Raw genomic sequence first — 14,750 nt, forward strand, 5'->3', positions numbered from 1 at the left:
TCATCGCACGGGCCGCATGCACCGTTCGGAAAACAAAGGCCGCACCCAACGACAGGTTTACCGTGCGAAGGCCCTTGTCAGGGGAGGCCAGGATCACCGAAGATCGGTGATCTGCCCATTCTTGCTGGGGACGACATGCATCCATTCGCGGATTCCGCCAATCCACCGCTCCACGATGGCGTCTTTGCACTCTGGGATCGGCTGGCCGAGTTCTCCGCAGGCGAAGGCGATGCCGCGCTGACCCACTTGCTAACCACGCTCTGTGCGATGGTCTCGGCACAGAATGCGCTGTGGGCCGTGGTTGTGCGATTGCCTTCGCCCGCGCCAAACGATCCTTTGTTCGGCTGGCGTCCACGTCTGGTTCGGCTCCTGCATCCGGTACCCGCGGTGGTCGCTTCCGTGCAGGAGCAGTTCGACACGCTCTGGTCCGGCAACGTCGACGCGTCACATGTCGTGGCCGCGTCGGGGGACGAGCCGTTCCGCGCCAACCTGCTCTTCGAGGCGATGCCCGCCGAATGGTTTGAAGGCGAGCACTATCGCCGCCACTACCTCGAAGTCGGTCACGGCGACAGCATCCAGGTGCGATGCTCGCTCAACGACGATGTGCGGATTCACCTCTTTGTGTTTCGCGATCCGCAGGCCTCCCGCTTTTCTGCGCTGGATCTCGAAGTTTTGGCTTTCGTGATGCACGGGCTGAGATGGTACTGCCGGCAGCAACTGCTCAGCCACGGCCTGCTCATCGCCGACGCTCCCCTGACGTCGGCCGAACGAAGGGTGCTGCTTGGGCTGCTCGACGGACTCACGGAAAAACAGATCGCGCAGAAGCTCGACCAAAGTCCGAATACGACGCATGTCCACGTGAAGTCGATCTACACCAAATTCAACGTCCAGAGCCGCTCAACGCTCACCGCGCTGTGGCTCGGCAAGTTGCGATAGCGAACTGCAGGCGCTGCGGCTTTGCCGGCAACGATGCCGGGCTGGGCGCGGCTCGCGCGTGTCACCTGTTCAGGTTATGTTCGGGCGTCAGCGAATAATCTACGATGTCCTGGAAGATACAGGCCGCTATTGCATTGCAGGGTGACCATAACCACCGCAGATCCATGGACCAGACCGTGTCGTCGAAGGGAGGGGATCGTCATGATTTCTGTACTGAAAACGGGCCGTCAGGCAGCGCAGCGTCATCCCGTGTCTCTCGCTGGACTCGTTGCAATTGCAGGTGTCGCAGTGGCCAACCTCTATGGGCTGCAAACGCTGCCGATGGAGGGGGACGCTCCGGGACGGGCCGGCGGGGGTTACGAGAAGGCATGGGCGGTGGTGGCGGCCTCCGGTGACGCGGGGAAGTTTGTCGCCTCGAACTATCGGACGTGCATCGAAAGGCTCGACACGGGCTACACGATGACGGATTGGTGGCTCACCGTCGTTCATTCGCGTTTGAACACGGCGGCGCAGTGCGGCCTGAAAACCGTCGCGCTCGCGTCGATGAACGGTGACGCGTTTGTCGCCGAGGTGAAGGGCGTGATCAGCAGCCTTCCCACGCAGATTGCCGTGCCTGACCAACCGGCTCGCACGCTCCGATGGTTCGTCATTGACGATCGACCCACGTGACAGGCTAAGGATGAAAGCGATTTCGGGCTCCTCCATTGATGAGGATAACGACACAACCGGATGGGGAGACAGGACATGAGATTCCAGGTCCGCAGCACAATAGCTTTAGCCTGCTGTGTATTCGCGGCGATTGTGGCAGCAGGGAGTCAAGAATGCGTTGCAGCTCCAGACGAGGCCGAGTTCGAGCCTGGCGGCTCCGCGGACGCGCCCCATCCAGGCGCCACACCGTTCCCACGCTTCTTCCCTTTGCATGCGCCGTCGGATACGGGGGCGCCTCTACCGTCCCTGGACATTGCGCTTTGCCTCCCGGACCTGTATTGCTCACTCCAACACGGGTAGCGCGACGTCGTTGGGGCGCAATGTCTTGTTCCCGCCAGGCGTGAGCCGAAAGGACTGACAGTCAAGCGAAGCGCGGAAAAAACGCAAGGACCCACGGTAAAAAGCCATGGGTCCTTTTTCTTTACGGCGAGGTGTGCGCTACCCGCCCGCCGTGGGGGCGCGCGGGCGGTGTTTCAGTGGCCGCGGCCCTGGTCGTCGTTGTCGCCGTGATGGTCGTCGCGGTCGAAGTTACAGGCGTGTGTATGCAGATCCTGCGGCGTGAATCCCGGCAAGTCAGCCGACGAAAACGCGAACACGAAGAACTGGTTCGGATTCGCGATGCCATTCGGGTGATGGGTGTCGGTAATCGTGCCGAGAAAATCGTTGTCGTTGGCGATCACGAGAGTGTGCTTGCGCTGGCCGCTCACGGTCACGTCTTCGCCGAACGCGAGACCTTCCAGCTTCGCCGGAATATCGGCCGTCGCATAGCCGTGCGAGGTCAGCACCGAGACCACGTCGAGGAACAGCGTCTTGGTCAGCGCATAGGGTGCCAGCCCCGCCTCGCCGCTCGCCTGGCTCACGTCCTGCGCATGGTCGAGATCGACGAGAAAGACTTTCTTGAACGAGGCCGTCGAGTCGTCGCCGAGGCCATTGCCGTCACGTTCGTCCATCAGCAGCTGGTGATCGTTGACGGCGAGCACGTCGCTGATGGTCGGATATTTCGGCTTCGCAGCGGTGCCGATGTTGCTGAGCGGATAGGCAAACTGCTGCGACTTGCCCGTACGAAGGTCGATGCGCAGGATGCGCGTATAGGCGCCGCTGGTTCCGCCGTCCTGCAGCAAGGGGCTCTGCATCGCGCCGAAGAGCGTCTTGCCGTCCGGCGAGATGGCGAGGCCTTCCATGCCCTTGTTCGCGACGCGGCCCGAGGTGTTCGCGCTGATTTCCGTATTGCCGACGGGACTCAACGTGGACACGGCGAACGAATCGGGCACCTTGATGACATCGATCCGGCGGCCGGTGCGGCGGTCGAAGCGATAGATGTACGGGCCGTATTCATCGGAGATGTAGACGCTCGCGCCGTCGTTGCTCACGCGGATGCTCTCGGGGTCGAGGCGCGCGTCGAGCGGCCAGGTCGACAGGTGCGTAGCCACGAAGTTATCCGAGCGGCCTGTGAAGTAACGCGTGTGCTCGCGGGCGTTGAGCGCGGGCGCGCCGTTGGGCAGGCCTTGCGCAGCGCCACTGCCGTAGACGAGGGCGTCGTCGGTATGCAGGAGGGTGGTCGCGCGCAGTTCGGGCGTGAGCGTGTAGGGAAGCGCAGCGCCATTGGCTGCAGGTCGCAGGCGCAGGCGCAAGGTCTGGAAGCGGTTGATGTAGGAGACGGTGTCGTCTACCGCGGCGTTGTACGAGACGGCGTTGGGCCCGCGGTCGGGCAGGGCGAGAAACGTTTCGCAACCAGCATAGGCGATGCCCGAACCGAGGCCGCCGAGCAGGTTGCCCGCCACGCCGTTTTCGAGCGGGGCGGCGGTTTGGGTGGCGCGGTCGCCGATCGTTCCGCTCAACTGGCCGTTCGCGATCAAGTCAACCGCGCCGTGTGCGTAATTGGTCAATGCGAAAGCAACGATCCCTGAAGTCATTAGACGGTGTATCTGCAGCATGGTCGATCTCCGTTCGTTGTTGGTCATTCTCGAAGGACGATCCCCGCAGTCATTCTCGTGCCCGTCACCATGCGCATGGCGGTGCGGGCCTTCTCTCGTGGTCAAGCTTGCAGATTGTCAGGTTTGTTGATGACGAACGCGTGACGCTTGTGCACGGTGCTGTTTGATCGGGCGACCGAGTCATGGCCGGGAGCTGGGGGGAGGTTCGTTTTCGTTCGTTAATGTTGTACGAGAAAACGAACGCCTTTGATACTTGTCGCAATAGCTGCGGTTTCGCTCAACCGGTCATCGTTGGTAGTGCGAACAGGCGTTCACCCCAGACGACCGGCTGCGCTTCGGATACGACGCGACGCGCAGCATCCGTATGGGCGGGATTCATCGGCGCGTTGGGCGTTTCGACTGCTCGATGCGCCCACAACCAAACCCCACGCTCAGATCTGCTGCTGACCGCCGTCCACGAACAGTTCGGCGCCATTCACAAAGCTTGAATCGTCCGAGGCGAGGAAGAGCGCTGCGCTTGCAATTTCCTCGGGCTCGCCGAGTCGCGCCAGCGGAATCTGTGCGGCGAGGTAATCGGCGAGGCCTTGTTGCTGCGCGGGTGTCGCGCGGCGTTGCGCGGCTCGAGGACCGCCTGGGCGCGCGGCTCTTCAACCGCACCTCGCGCCAGATGGCGTTGACGGAATTCGGTCGGACGATCTGCGAGAAGGCGAGCGAGATCTACCGGCAGGCCGAGGAAGCCGAGAGCGCGGCGCGCGAAATGTCGGTGCAGCCGCGCGGACTGGTGCGCCTGGCCGTGCCGATGTCGTTTGGCCTGCGCTGGGTGGCGCCGCTGCTGCCGGGTTTCTTCCGCATGTACCCCGACGTGTCGATCGACCTGCATCTCTCGGATGCGACCATCGATATCGTTGCCGACGGCTTCGATGCAGCGTTGCGCATCGCCGCGCTGCCGGATTCGTCGCTGGTTGCGCGGCGGTTATGCGCGGTGACGCAGTATGTCGTGGCGTCGCCGGATTATTTGAAGCGCGAAGGACGGCCTGCGCATCCGCGCGAACTCGCGGATCGCCCGTGAGTGCATGGATCATTGCAATTGCGCATGTAGCGATATACCGACCGCGCGGCGAATACGTCATACCGCCTCAATGCAGCATTTCAATCCGGCGTCGCAGCAACGACGAAGGATGCGTGGCGGATTCAACCGGTCGATGCAACACCTGGAATCTGCGTGAGCAGTGGAGGTGTCGCAATGACCGGTTGAATCCGCCGAGAGGCCAGGTCATTCGGTACCGTTGCGCGACGACAGGATTTCGGCCATAGCGGACGGTCGGTGACCAGGGGCCGTGCGGCGGCTGCAGCGTTCCATTGCGGAGGTTCGCATCGCCACGCGTCCCTAGCTGCTCGCCGATGCAAGTTCCAGTTTCTTGCGCTGCAGGAACCGGCGCACGGCCGGATCGCGCTCGAGGCCAATCGCAAGTTCGTACGCGTCAAGCGCTTCGGTCGTAGCGCCCGCACGCGCGAGCAGATTGGCGCGTGCGGCCCAGTATGGCTGGTAGTCAGTCAGCCGCGGATCGCCCGCATATGGCGCGAGCGCGTCGAGCGCCGCCTGTGGGCCGTCGCGTTCCGCCAGTGCGAGTGCGCGGTTTACCGCGATCACGGGCGAAGCTGCAATGGCGAGCAGCCCATCGTAGAGTTGCACGATCTCGTCCCAGTTCGGGCAATGCGATCGGCAGCGATGCACATGCGCCGACTGCAGCGCGGCCTCGAGTTGAAAGCGACCGATTGAATTTAACGCGTTCGCGCGCCGCAGCAGCGCGTTGGCTGCATCGATCATCGGTGCGTTCCATGTTGCCGGGTCCTGAGCCGACAGCGGCACGTAATCGCCAGCCGCATCGCGTCGGGCATCTCGCCGCGCCTGCGCAAACAGCATCAGCGCAAGCAGACCCAGCGTCTCCGGTTCCTCGGGCAGCAGTTCGACGAGCAATTGTGCAAGATACAGCGCCTCGTCGGCTAGATCGCGCCGTTCGGTATCACCGCCGACCGGGTCCGTCCAACCTTCCGCATACGCTGCATAGACAGCTTCAAGCACTGAGTCGAGCCGGCCAGGCAGTTCCTCACGCTCGGGCACGCTGAACGGAATGCCCGCTTCGCGGATCTTGGTCTTCGCACGCACGAGGCGCTTGCTCATGGCGGCGGGAGACATCAGAAACGCGGATGCAATCGTCTTCGCTTCCAGGCCCAGCACTACCTGCAGCATCAGCGGCGTGCGAATCGCGGCCTCGAGTGCAGGGTGAGTGCACGCGAAGAGCAGCGCGAGCCGCCGGTCGGGCAACGCCCCGGGTTCAGATTCGTCGATTTCGTCCGCGAGGATCGCGAGCTGGTTCACCACTGCGTCGCCGACATGGCGATGGCGTGCGCCATCTATTGCCCGGCGGCGCGCAACTGTCATCAGCCAGGCTTCGGGGCTCGCGGGGCAACCGTGCTCCGGCCAGTCCGTGAGCGCCGCCGCAAACGCGTCGGCGAGTGCGTCCTCGGCCGCGGCGACGTCGCGCGTGCGCATCGCCAACAGCGCGACGAGCTTGCCATAACTGCGGCGCGCGACTGCCTCGGCAATGGAATGTGCGGCGGCGTCAGCGTGACGGCCGCCGCCGGACTGGCTCATGTAGCAGATGGCGCATCGTACGGAGCGCTCCAGACCGGGCGCACTTCCATGATGCCGTGTGCCGCGCCTGGACATCGCGACGCCCACGTCATTGCCGCGTCCAGGTTGGGTACGTCGATCAGGTAGTAGCCCGCGAGCTGCTCCTTCGAATCGGAGTACGGTCCGTCGAGCACCTGCGGCTTGCCGTCGACCAGCCGCACGGTCGTGGCCGTATTCGTGTGCTGCAGCCGGTTGGCACCCATCAGCGCTCCTGCTTTCTGGAGCGATTCGGTGTACGCGTGATAGGCGGCGACACCTTGCTGTCGCTCGCTGTCGGTCATCTGGTTCCAGCCGTTTTCTGCCGAATAGATCATCAATAGGTATTCCATTTGAGCCTCCGTCATGGGGTTGAGGCGGATGAATTACATCGTGCCGCCATCATAATGACGCTCGCATGGCATGCTGACGGACAAGGCGCATCAAAAAAATCGCGGAGGGCAGATGTCAAGCGGCAGCAGGAAGGGAGCGATGAATCAACGCAACTAACGGCCTGTCAGTTCCGAATACACGCAGCGACGTTCGGCGACACCGTGCGCTGGGAACGGGAGAAGGTGCGGCGCACGCGCATGAACGGCGCTTCCCAAACGTATCTGCAGGAACATCCTCCCGGAGAACGCCAGGTGATCACTCGATGCGTCATGCCGTGACCAGATCGAGCGATTGGCGGGAATGTCGCACGACGTGCCGCTGCGCGAAACGAAGCGCAGAGAGCGAATCTCTGCGCAGTTTATATATGCAGTATCAACTGAGAATGGGCGGCAATTCCCGTCGTGGCGAGTTCGGCAGCACCTTCGGTTGCATCGGCTTTGTCTCGACGACGAGGCGATGATGCGGCACCGGATGAGCGGCGGCGGTTGCGAGCGAACGTCGCGAGCTGTCACTGTGCGGCGGTAACTTTGCCGCCAGGCGCGCGCCAGCGACCGGCTTGTGCCGGGTGTTCTCCTTACTGTTGCCGGCTGAAGAGCGATGCGGCGGCGCGTCCGCTGTCGTTCGGGCGACAGTATTCGGTGCATGCCAAACGTTTGCGCGACGGCCATAGCTAAACGCGTGATGCGATCCACCCTCCGGCGCGTGTGCGGCAGCAACCGGCTCGTGCCGAACGTTGCGGACAATCTGCCCGGTCACGACGTGACCTGTATGGTTCCCGGAGTCTTTCGGCCAAAGCCCGAGCATCGCTGCCCCCGCCTTTAGCGCTCCGTCGTCATCCTGGTCTTTATGATCGCCCGACGGCGGTGCAGGGCGGGCTGCCGCAGCGCGCGGTCCGGCGCCCGCGGGCTGGCAAACACACGCATTGCCCGCAGCCGCGCCGACCGCGATCTGACCTGTTGCTTCGGTCCGTTTCGCGACGATGCCGTGACACACATCCGGCGGCATCGATTGTTCGCGATACTCGACGGAGGCCGTGGCCGCCGTCGTCACACTCATTGCCGCAACTGCCATTACCACTGCCATTGTCGCGCGCACGACATGTCCCCTTGTTTGATTTTTGCGCCACCCGGGCGGCGATTATACCTATTAGGCATCAGAGACCGGCAAGCGCTTTTGAAGCAAAAAAAGGGGCGCATTCCCCGTCGACCTGCCTGACCGGGAGTGAGTTGTTGGTGGGGGGCGCGTACAGTTCGATCACGGTTACGCTCCTTAGCCGCTAGTCTTGGGGAGCCCGATGACAGACATGCGCATCCGCTTTTCAACCGCGAGGGCAGCACTGGTTAGAGGACGTGATGGACTCCTGTATGAGACGGTGAGCGAGCGGGGCGCAAGATCATTACGACTAGCGGCCAGTGCGATGATCTTGCGCCTGTGCGGGATGCACGCGAGACGCCAATCGTGCCGATCTCCCGTGGCCGCGCGTAAAGACCGATGATGTTGGAGCTGAGGCGGGAAACAGAAGGCCCGGTCTGCCCATGCGATGACTTGAGGCTGTTGGTAATCGCGAGTATCAACACCGTTCGCCTTTGGTGAAGGCATGTGCTGGGTCGCGAGGTTATGGCGCAATTCAGCTGTGCACCTCTGCGCTCCCGAGGGCGCAGGGGAGGGCTGAGAGGCGTGATTGGTTTGCTGGCGGCAATGTTTGTGGAATAAATGCATATATTATGATAAGAAAACTTATCCTAATCACCGTGGAAAACCACCCCCCGCCCAATTATTCACACCCCGTGTTCAACGCCTCAACGCTGGAGGGGCTAATTTCCGCCACCCTTTGCGGCATCCTTGCACCTATCGAGCGCGCACCCATTCCGGCGCGCCGCGCAACGGAGAACGCGACATGAGCAAGACATTCAAAATCGCCGCCATCGCCGGCGACGGTATCGGCCAGGAAGTGATGCCCGAGGGCGTGCGCGTGGTCGAGGCGGCGGCCGCGAAGTTCGGCCTGAAGCTCGACATCACCCATTTCGACTGGGCAAGCTGCGACTACTACCTGCAGCACGGCAAGATGATGCCCGACGACTGGTTCGCCACGCTCAAGGGCTTCGATGCGATCTATTTCGGCGCGGTCGGCTGGCCCGACAAGGTGCCCGATCACATTTCGCTGTGGGGCTCGCTGCTGAAGTTCCGCCGCGAGTTCGACCAGTACGTGAACCTGCGTCCGGTGCGTCTGCTGCCCGGCGTGCCGTGCCCGCTCGCCAACCGCAAGCCCGGCGACATCGACTTTCTCGTCGTGCGCGAGAACACCGAGGGCGAGTACAGCTCGGTGGGCGGCAAGATGTTCGAAGGCACCGAGCGCGAGTTCGTGCTGCAGGAGTCGGTGTTCACGCGCCACGGCGTCGACCGCATTCTCAAGTACGCGTTCGAACTCGCGAACCAGCGCGGCCGCAAGAAGCTCACGGCGGCCACGAAGTCCAACGGCATCTCGATCAGCATGCCGTACTGGGACGAGCGCGTGGCGGCGATGGGCGAGGCGTATCCCGACGTGAAGTGGGACAAGCAGCACATCGACATTCTGTGCGCGCGTTTCGTGCTGCAGCCGGACCGCTTCGACGTGGTCGTCGCCTCGAACCTCTTCGGCGACATTCTTTCGGACCTCGGCCCCGCCTGCACGGGCACGATCGGTCTGGCGGCCTCGGCGAACCTGAATCCCGAGCGCAAGCTCCCGTCGCTGTTCGAACCCGTGCACGGCTCCGCGCCCGACATCTTCGGCAAGCAGATCGCCAACCCGATCGCGATGATCTGGTCGGGCGCGATGATGCTCGAGTTCCTCGGCAACGGCGACGCGCAATACAAGGCCGCGCACGACGCGATCATGCAGGCCATCGAGAAGGTGCTGGTGGAAGGCCCGCGTACGCCCGACATGGGCGGCACGGCGAACACGACGGAGATCGGCAGGGCAGTCGCCGCCGCGCTTTAAGCGCAAAGGCCCGGGGTGTTCCGGCGGGACACCCCGGTACTTCTCACGCACTCAGTGCGGCGCGGCTCCCGTGGCCGCGTTTTCTTCGGCGCCCGGCTGTGCAGCCGCGGAGACGCCTGCCGCCATGTCGGCAGGCTGCGCGGCACGGCACAGTGCCGTGAGCCACACGTCCTCGCCATGCGGCGCCACGCGCGCGTAGCCTTGCTCCACCACCAGCCGCCACGTATCGTCGGGCAGCGCCGCCCGATACAGCACGCGATAGTCGCCGCGGTGCGCGAGCGCTTCGTTCACGGCCGCTTCGCGCGCCGCGCGGTCGTCCGGGTGGATGTGCCGCGAAAGCTCGACATAGTGGCGCGGCGCGTGCGCCGGATCGACGCCGAACAGGCGGCACCACTCGTCCGAAACGATCAGCTCGTCCTGCGCGCGCAGCCAGCGCCAGGCGCCGAAGCCCGCAATGCGCGCGGCGTCGTTGAGCAGTTGCAGGCGCCGTTGCTCCGCGGATTCCACTTCCTTGCGCGCACTGATGTCGATGGTGGTGCCCACCACGCGCACCGGGCGCCCGGCGTCGTCCAGCAGCGTGGCGACGCGCGACTCGATCCAGCGGATCTGCCCGTCCGGCAAGATGATGCGGAAGTCCCAGACGCGCGGCGCCGTGCTCGCAACCAGCTCCCTGAGCGTCTCGTCGTTCAGCCATATCGAATCCTCGGGATGGAGGATTTCCCAGAATTCGGCGTTGCTGTGAATCTCGCGGCCATAAAGCTTTGCGCAGTTGCTCGAATAGATGAGCTCGTCGGTGACGAGATTCCATTCCCACGTCACGATGCCCGCCAGTTCCTGCGCCTGCTTCATGCGCGCCTCGTTCGACATGATCTCGGCGGTATAGCGGCGGCGCAGGTCGGTCATCGGCAGCTCGGTATTGCCCGCGATGCCGAGGTCTTTCACGGCTTCGTCGCCGTAGCGCAGCCAGACCCAGTTCACGTCGAGAAACGCCGCGAGGCGGCGCAGGTTCGAATAGTCGATCTCGCCGCCGCGCGTCCACTTGTGCACGGCGGGGCGTGATATGCCGACGGCGTCGGCGACTTGCTGCAGGCTCAGCTTCTTGTGCTCGAGCAGCACTTTCAGACGGAACGCGAACGTATCCTCGGACATCCATTTCCCTCTGTGACGAATCTCGCGCGGTCGAAAGAATCAAGCGCAAAAGGGCGGCATACACCCCAGGGCCGCCGATCGGGGCCGGGCATATGCCGCCTCTGATGAATCGGGCGCGCGGCCCGGACGTTTCGTCCGCTCCGTAACTCCCGCTAGTTTAACGGATCGGCAAGCGGGCCGTTCCAGACGCACGACTCATGGTGTCCCGCGTACGCAGCCGCCCTAAAGGTCGATCACGAGGCGCGGCGTGCGCGCTCGCGACACGCACAGCAAAATGGTCTTCTGCGCGGCTTTCTCGTCGTCGTCCAGATACTGGTCGCGGTGATCCGCCTCGCCTTCGAGGATCGGGACTTCGCAGGTGCCGCACACGCCTTCGCGGCACAGCGACTCGACCGTCACGCCCGCGCGCTCGATGGCCTTGAGGATGGTCTCGTCTTCGCCCACCTCGAGTTCGACGCCGGACTTCGCCAGTACGACCGTGAATGCCTTGCCGCCCGTGTCCGTCGCGGCGAACTGCTCCGAGTGCAGTTGCGCCTTCGGCCAGCCCAGTAGCGCAGCGTTCGCGTAGACGGCGTCGTTGAGGCCTTGCGGGCCGCAGACGTAGACATGCGCGTCGCCGGGCAGATCATGGAACAGCTTGAAGAGATCGAGCTTCTGGCCTTCGCTGTCGACATAGCAGTGCACGTTGGCCGCGTGCGGGCCGGTCTTCAACTCGTCGACGAAGGCGCCGTGCTCGGGGCTGCGATACGCGTAGTGCAGTTCCAACTCGACATCTTCGGGGCGATGTTCGGCCAGTTGCGCGAGAAAAGGCGTAATGCCGATGCCTCCCGCGATGAACACATGCCGCTTGGGGCCGTTCGTGCTCGCGAGTTCGAACAGATTGGCGGGCGAGCCGATCGCGAGCCGCGTGCCTGCCTCGACCTTGTCGTGCATGAAGGCGGAGCCGCCGCGCGACGCCTCTTCGCGGCGCACGGCGATCTGATACTGGCGCGTGTCGTGCGGCGAGCTCAGGAGCGAATACGCATTGTGGTGCCACTGCTCGCCGTCCTGCATCGAGACGAGCACGTGGGCGCCGCCGCTGAATTCGGGCAGCGGTGCGCCATCGGGCAGCGCGAGCGTGAAGCGCTTGATGAGCGGAGTGAGTTGTTCGACGGCGACGACGTCGACAGTGATCGATTCGCGGGCGTTCATGTTGACTTCCTTGACTTCTGAATCCGGAAAAAGCAGCGGATGCGGCACGGCCCGCATCCGCTCGAAGCTGGGCGCCGGCCTTAGCGCGTGACACCCGCCATGCAGAGGTACTTGATCGACAGATAGTCTTCGATCCCGTACTTCGAGCCTTCGCGGCCGATGCCCGACTGCTTCACGCCGCCGAACGGCGCGACCTCGTTGGAGATCAGCCCCGTGTTGATACCGACGATGCCGTACTCGAGCTGCTCGGCCACGCGCCAGATGCGGCCGATGTCGCGGCTGTAGAAGTACGCGGCGAGGCCATAGATCGAATCGTTCGCGAGCTGTACGACTTCGGCGTCGCTCGAGAAGCGCACGATGGGCGCGACCGGTCCGAAGATCTCCTCGGTGAGCACGGCCATGCCGGGCTTCGCATCGGCGAGCACGGTGGGCGCGTAGAAGTTGCCGCCGCGTGCATGCGGCGCGCCGCCTGTGACCACGCGCGCGCCTTGCGCCACGGCGTCGCGCACGAGGCCGTCGACCTTGTCGCGTGCGGCTTCGGTAATGAGCGGGCCGATGTTCACGCCTTCGGCAAAACCGTCGTCCACCTTGAAGGCGCTCACGCGCTCAGCAAAGCGGCGGCAGAACTCGTCGTAGACCGCATCGTGCACGTAGAAGCGGTTCGCGCACACGCAGGTCTGCCCGGCGTTGCGATACTTCGAGAGCAGGGCGCCTTCGATGGCGGCGTCGAGATCCGCATCGTCGAACACGATGAACGGCGCGTTGCCGCCCAGCTCCAGCGAGACCTTCTTGACCGTGTCCGAGCACTGGCGCATCAGGAGCCGGCCCACTTCGGTCGAGCCCGTGAACGTGAGCTTCCTGACGAGCGGGCTCGACGTCATTTCGAGGCCGATCTCGCGCGACTTGCCTGTGACGATGTTGATCACGCCGGGCGGAATGCCGGCCTGTTCCGCCAGTGCCGCGAGTGCGAACGCGGAAAGCGGCGTCTCGTTGGCGGGCTTGATGACGATGGTGCAGCCGGCGGCCAGCGCCGGTGCGGCCTTGCGGGTAATCATCGCGGCCGGGAAATTCCACGGCGTGATGGCGGCGCACACGCCGATCGGCTCCTTCGTCACGACGAGGCGCTGGTCCGGGTTCGGGCTCGGGATCACGTCGCCGTCGATGCGCTTGCCCTGCTCGGCGAACCACTCGATGAACGAGGCCGCGTAGCCGATCTCGCCGCGCGCTTCCGCGAGCGGCTTGCCTTGCTCGCGCGTCATGATCTGCGCCAGCGCTTCCTGGTTCGCCATGATGAGGTCGAACCAGTTGCGCAACAGGCGCGCGCGCTCCTTCGCGGTGGTGGCGCGCCACGCGGGGAAGGCGCGGTGCGCGGCCTCGATGGCCGCGCGGGCTTCCGGCGCGCCCATGTTCGGCACGTTCGCGATGCGCTCGCCCGTGGCGGGGTTGGTCACCTTGAGCGTGGCGCCGTCGTCGGCGCCGCGCCACTGGCCGTCGATATAGGCCTGCTCACGCAGCAGGCCGGGATGTTGAAGGTTCGTCATGCTGGCCTCTTAGTCCTGATACTGCTGCGCGAGCAGATTGTGGAAGTGCGCGATGCCGTGCTCGCTGATGCCGCTGCGCTGCTTGTCGACCATGATGCGGCCCTGGCCGCGATAGCCGCGCGACTTCAGGCCCTTCTGCACGCTTTCCACGAGGCGCAGGTCTTCCGGGCGGAACACGGTGCGATACCACTCGATCAGCTTCTGCTGCTCTTCGGTCGGCTCGTCGTTGAGGAAGTAGATGTCGTAGTGCTGGAGCGTGACTTCGGCGCTCATCGGGAATTCGTAGATGACGGTCATGAAGTCGCTGCCCGGCGGCACGTTGAACATCGTGCACGGCCACGCCCAGTAGCCGCTGAAGCTCGGGTCCTTCACGGACGGATCGAGCTTGAACGAACGCTCCGACGACTGCGCATGACCGAACTGCACCGTCCAGTTGCCATGCAGCGTGTGCGTGTACTGGTCGATCTTCACGGAGTCCGAGAAGCCGGGGTGAGCCGGGCCGCAGTGGTAGCACTCCAGATAGTTATCGACGATCGACTTCCAGTTGGCCGGCGTTTCGGTCACGAAGCGGGCAGCCAGCTTGAGGTCGTCGATCACCGGGCAAGCCTTGCGCAGGCTGGCTTCGAGACCGGGCAGCTGCGCTTCCACGCCTTCTGCATTCGGGTTCAGGTTGATGAACACGAAGCCTGCGTATTCCTCCACGCGCACCGGCACGAGCGTCGAGTTCTCCTTGTCGAACGACTCCACGTGATCGCAGTTGTTGGCGTGCGCGAGCGCGCCGTCGAGCTTGAACGCCCAGGCGTGGTACGGGCAGGTGATGACGTTCTTCGCCTTGCCGCTGCCTTCGAGCAGCTGGTGGCCGCGGTGCGGGCAGACGTTGTAGAACGCCCGCAGGACGCCGTCCTTGCCGCGCACGAGCAGAATGTTTTCGCCCACCACCTCGCGCGTCACGTAGGCGTTCGCTTCGGCCAGTTCGCTGCGGTGCGCGACACAGATCCACGCGTTCTCGAAGATCTTCTGTTCTTCCGACTTGTATACCGCCTCGGAGGTGTAGTAGCTCGCCGGGATGGTCCAGGCGAGTTCCGGGTTGGCGCAGAAGTCGGCCGGCAGTTTCGGCTGTTCGGGTTGCTTGTGGAATTCGATCGGGAGGTAGGTCATGGGGTCCGCCGTACTGGGGTTGGTTAACTAACAGTTACGATGAAACTAAAGGTTAACGAAAATATAAGTGAAATTTCGGCGACAGTGGATCA

Annotated in this window: 11 protein-coding genes and 2 pseudogenes; 4 read left to right on the forward strand and 9 right to left on the reverse strand. The window is 63.9% G+C overall.

The features are described from left to right. Positions 1-135 precede the first annotated feature (135 nt). Together AB4Y42_RS18080 and AB4Y42_RS18085 are read left to right on the forward strand one after the other, a co-directional pair. Positions 136-936, forward strand: coding sequence for a LuxR C-terminal-related transcriptional regulator (locus tag AB4Y42_RS18080; RefSeq protein WP_368694898.1), 801 nt, complete (start codon positions 136-138; stop codon positions 934-936). Between the two features lie 201 nt (positions 937-1,137). Next, complete coding sequence (locus AB4Y42_RS18085) at positions 1,138-1,605, forward strand: hypothetical protein (protein ID WP_368694899.1); 468 nt, start codon at positions 1,138-1,140, stop codon at positions 1,603-1,605. 512 nt (positions 1,606-2,117) lie between these two features. Here AB4Y42_RS18085 and AB4Y42_RS18090 read toward each other — a convergent pair. Together AB4Y42_RS18090 and AB4Y42_RS18095 are read right to left on the reverse strand one after the other, a co-directional pair. Then, on the reverse strand, positions 2,118-3,578 hold the full coding sequence (locus tag AB4Y42_RS18090; RefSeq protein WP_368694900.1) for an esterase-like activity of phytase family protein: 1,461 nt from the start codon (positions 3,576-3,578) through the stop codon (positions 2,118-2,120). A gap of 431 nt (positions 3,579-4,009) precedes the next feature. Next, positions 4,010-4,174, reverse strand: a pseudogene (locus AB4Y42_RS18095) (SDR family oxidoreductase); the annotation flags it as partial. Between AB4Y42_RS18095 and AB4Y42_RS18100 the strand changes: the two are divergent. Next, positions 4,138-4,644 (forward strand): annotated as a pseudogene (locus AB4Y42_RS18100) (LysR family transcriptional regulator); the annotation flags it as partial. The pseudogenes AB4Y42_RS18095 and AB4Y42_RS18100 overlap by 37 nt on opposite strands. 321 nt (positions 4,645-4,965) lie before the next feature. Here AB4Y42_RS18100 and AB4Y42_RS18105 read toward each other — a convergent pair. From AB4Y42_RS18105 to AB4Y42_RS18115, 3 genes are all read right to left on the reverse strand, one after another. Beyond that, positions 4,966-6,234 carry an RNA polymerase sigma factor gene (locus tag AB4Y42_RS18105; protein ID WP_368687826.1) on the reverse strand — a complete coding sequence of 423 codons (1,269 nt, stop codon included), beginning with the start codon at positions 6,232-6,234 and terminating at the stop codon, positions 4,966-4,968. Continuing rightward, positions 6,231-6,602 (reverse strand): YciI family protein, encoded by a 372-nt coding sequence (locus AB4Y42_RS18110; protein WP_368694901.1) that lies wholly within the window; start codon positions 6,600-6,602, stop codon positions 6,231-6,233. Before AB4Y42_RS18110 ends, AB4Y42_RS18105 begins: the two co-directional genes overlap by 4 nt. Before the next feature lie 412 nt (positions 6,603-7,014). Then, positions 7,015-7,698: a hypothetical protein gene (locus tag AB4Y42_RS18115; protein WP_368694902.1), complete on the reverse strand. Its 684-nt coding sequence runs from the start codon at positions 7,696-7,698 to the stop codon at positions 7,015-7,017. A gap of 841 nt (positions 7,699-8,539) precedes the next feature. On the opposite strand from AB4Y42_RS18115, the gene AB4Y42_RS18120 reads away from it, so the two are divergent. Then, complete coding sequence (locus tag AB4Y42_RS18120; protein ID WP_368694903.1) at positions 8,540-9,619, forward strand: tartrate dehydrogenase; 1,080 nt, start codon at positions 8,540-8,542, stop codon at positions 9,617-9,619. 51 nt (positions 9,620-9,670) lie between these two features. On the opposite strand, the gene AB4Y42_RS18125 is transcribed toward AB4Y42_RS18120, so the two are convergent. The 4 genes from AB4Y42_RS18125 to AB4Y42_RS18140 form a co-directional block, all read right to left on the reverse strand. Continuing rightward, entirely contained in the window at positions 9,671-10,768 is a 1,098-nt protein-coding gene (locus AB4Y42_RS18125) for a PAS domain-containing protein (RefSeq protein WP_368687822.1), read from the reverse strand. A gap of 222 nt (positions 10,769-10,990) precedes the next feature. Continuing rightward, positions 10,991-11,959: a 2Fe-2S iron-sulfur cluster-binding protein gene (locus AB4Y42_RS18130; protein WP_368694904.1), complete on the reverse strand. Its 969-nt coding sequence runs from the start codon at positions 11,957-11,959 to the stop codon at positions 10,991-10,993. A gap of 80 nt (positions 11,960-12,039) precedes the next feature. After that, a complete protein-coding gene (locus AB4Y42_RS18135; RefSeq protein ID WP_368694905.1) occupies positions 12,040-13,500 on the reverse strand; it encodes an NAD-dependent succinate-semialdehyde dehydrogenase in 1,461 nt (486 codons plus the stop codon). Positions 13,501-13,509: 9 nt separating this feature from the next. Next, positions 13,510-14,658 carry an aromatic ring-hydroxylating dioxygenase subunit alpha gene (locus tag AB4Y42_RS18140; RefSeq protein WP_368694906.1) on the reverse strand — a complete coding sequence of 383 codons (1,149 nt, stop codon included), beginning with the start codon at positions 14,656-14,658 and terminating at the stop codon, positions 13,510-13,512. Positions 14,659-14,750: the final 92 nt, after the last annotated feature.

Source organism: Paraburkholderia sp. EG286B, from assembly GCF_040965655.1.
GTDB lineage: Bacteria > Pseudomonadota > Gammaproteobacteria > Burkholderiales > Burkholderiaceae > Paraburkholderia.

Coding starts and splice junctions, on each gene's coding strand:
- AB4Y42_RS18080 (WP_368694898.1), top strand. CDS start 136: ATGCATCCATTCGCGGATTCCGCCAATCCACCGCTCCACGATGGCGTC.
- AB4Y42_RS18085 (WP_368694899.1), top strand. CDS start 1,138: ATGATTTCTGTACTGAAAACGGGCCGTCAGGCAGCGCAGCGTCATCCC.
- AB4Y42_RS18090 (WP_368694900.1), bottom strand. CDS start 3,578: ATGCTGCAGATACACCGTCTAATGACTTCAGGGATCGTTGCTTTCGCA.
- AB4Y42_RS18105 (WP_368687826.1), bottom strand. CDS start 6,234: ATGAGCCAGTCCGGCGGCGGCCGTCACGCTGACGCCGCCGCACATTCC.
- AB4Y42_RS18110 (WP_368694901.1), bottom strand. CDS start 6,602: ATGGAATACCTATTGATGATCTATTCGGCAGAAAACGGCTGGAACCAG.
- AB4Y42_RS18115 (WP_368694902.1), bottom strand. CDS start 7,698: ATGAGTGTGACGACGGCGGCCACGGCCTCCGTCGAGTATCGCGAACAA.
- AB4Y42_RS18120 (WP_368694903.1), top strand. CDS start 8,540: ATGAGCAAGACATTCAAAATCGCCGCCATCGCCGGCGACGGTATCGGC.
- AB4Y42_RS18125 (WP_368687822.1), bottom strand. CDS start 10,768: ATGTCCGAGGATACGTTCGCGTTCCGTCTGAAAGTGCTGCTCGAGCAC.
- AB4Y42_RS18130 (WP_368694904.1), bottom strand. CDS start 11,959: ATGAACGCCCGCGAATCGATCACTGTCGACGTCGTCGCCGTCGAACAA.
- AB4Y42_RS18135 (WP_368694905.1), bottom strand. CDS start 13,500: ATGACGAACCTTCAACATCCCGGCCTGCTGCGTGAGCAGGCCTATATC.
- AB4Y42_RS18140 (WP_368694906.1), bottom strand. CDS start 14,658: ATGACCTACCTCCCGATCGAATTCCACAAGCAACCCGAACAGCCGAAA.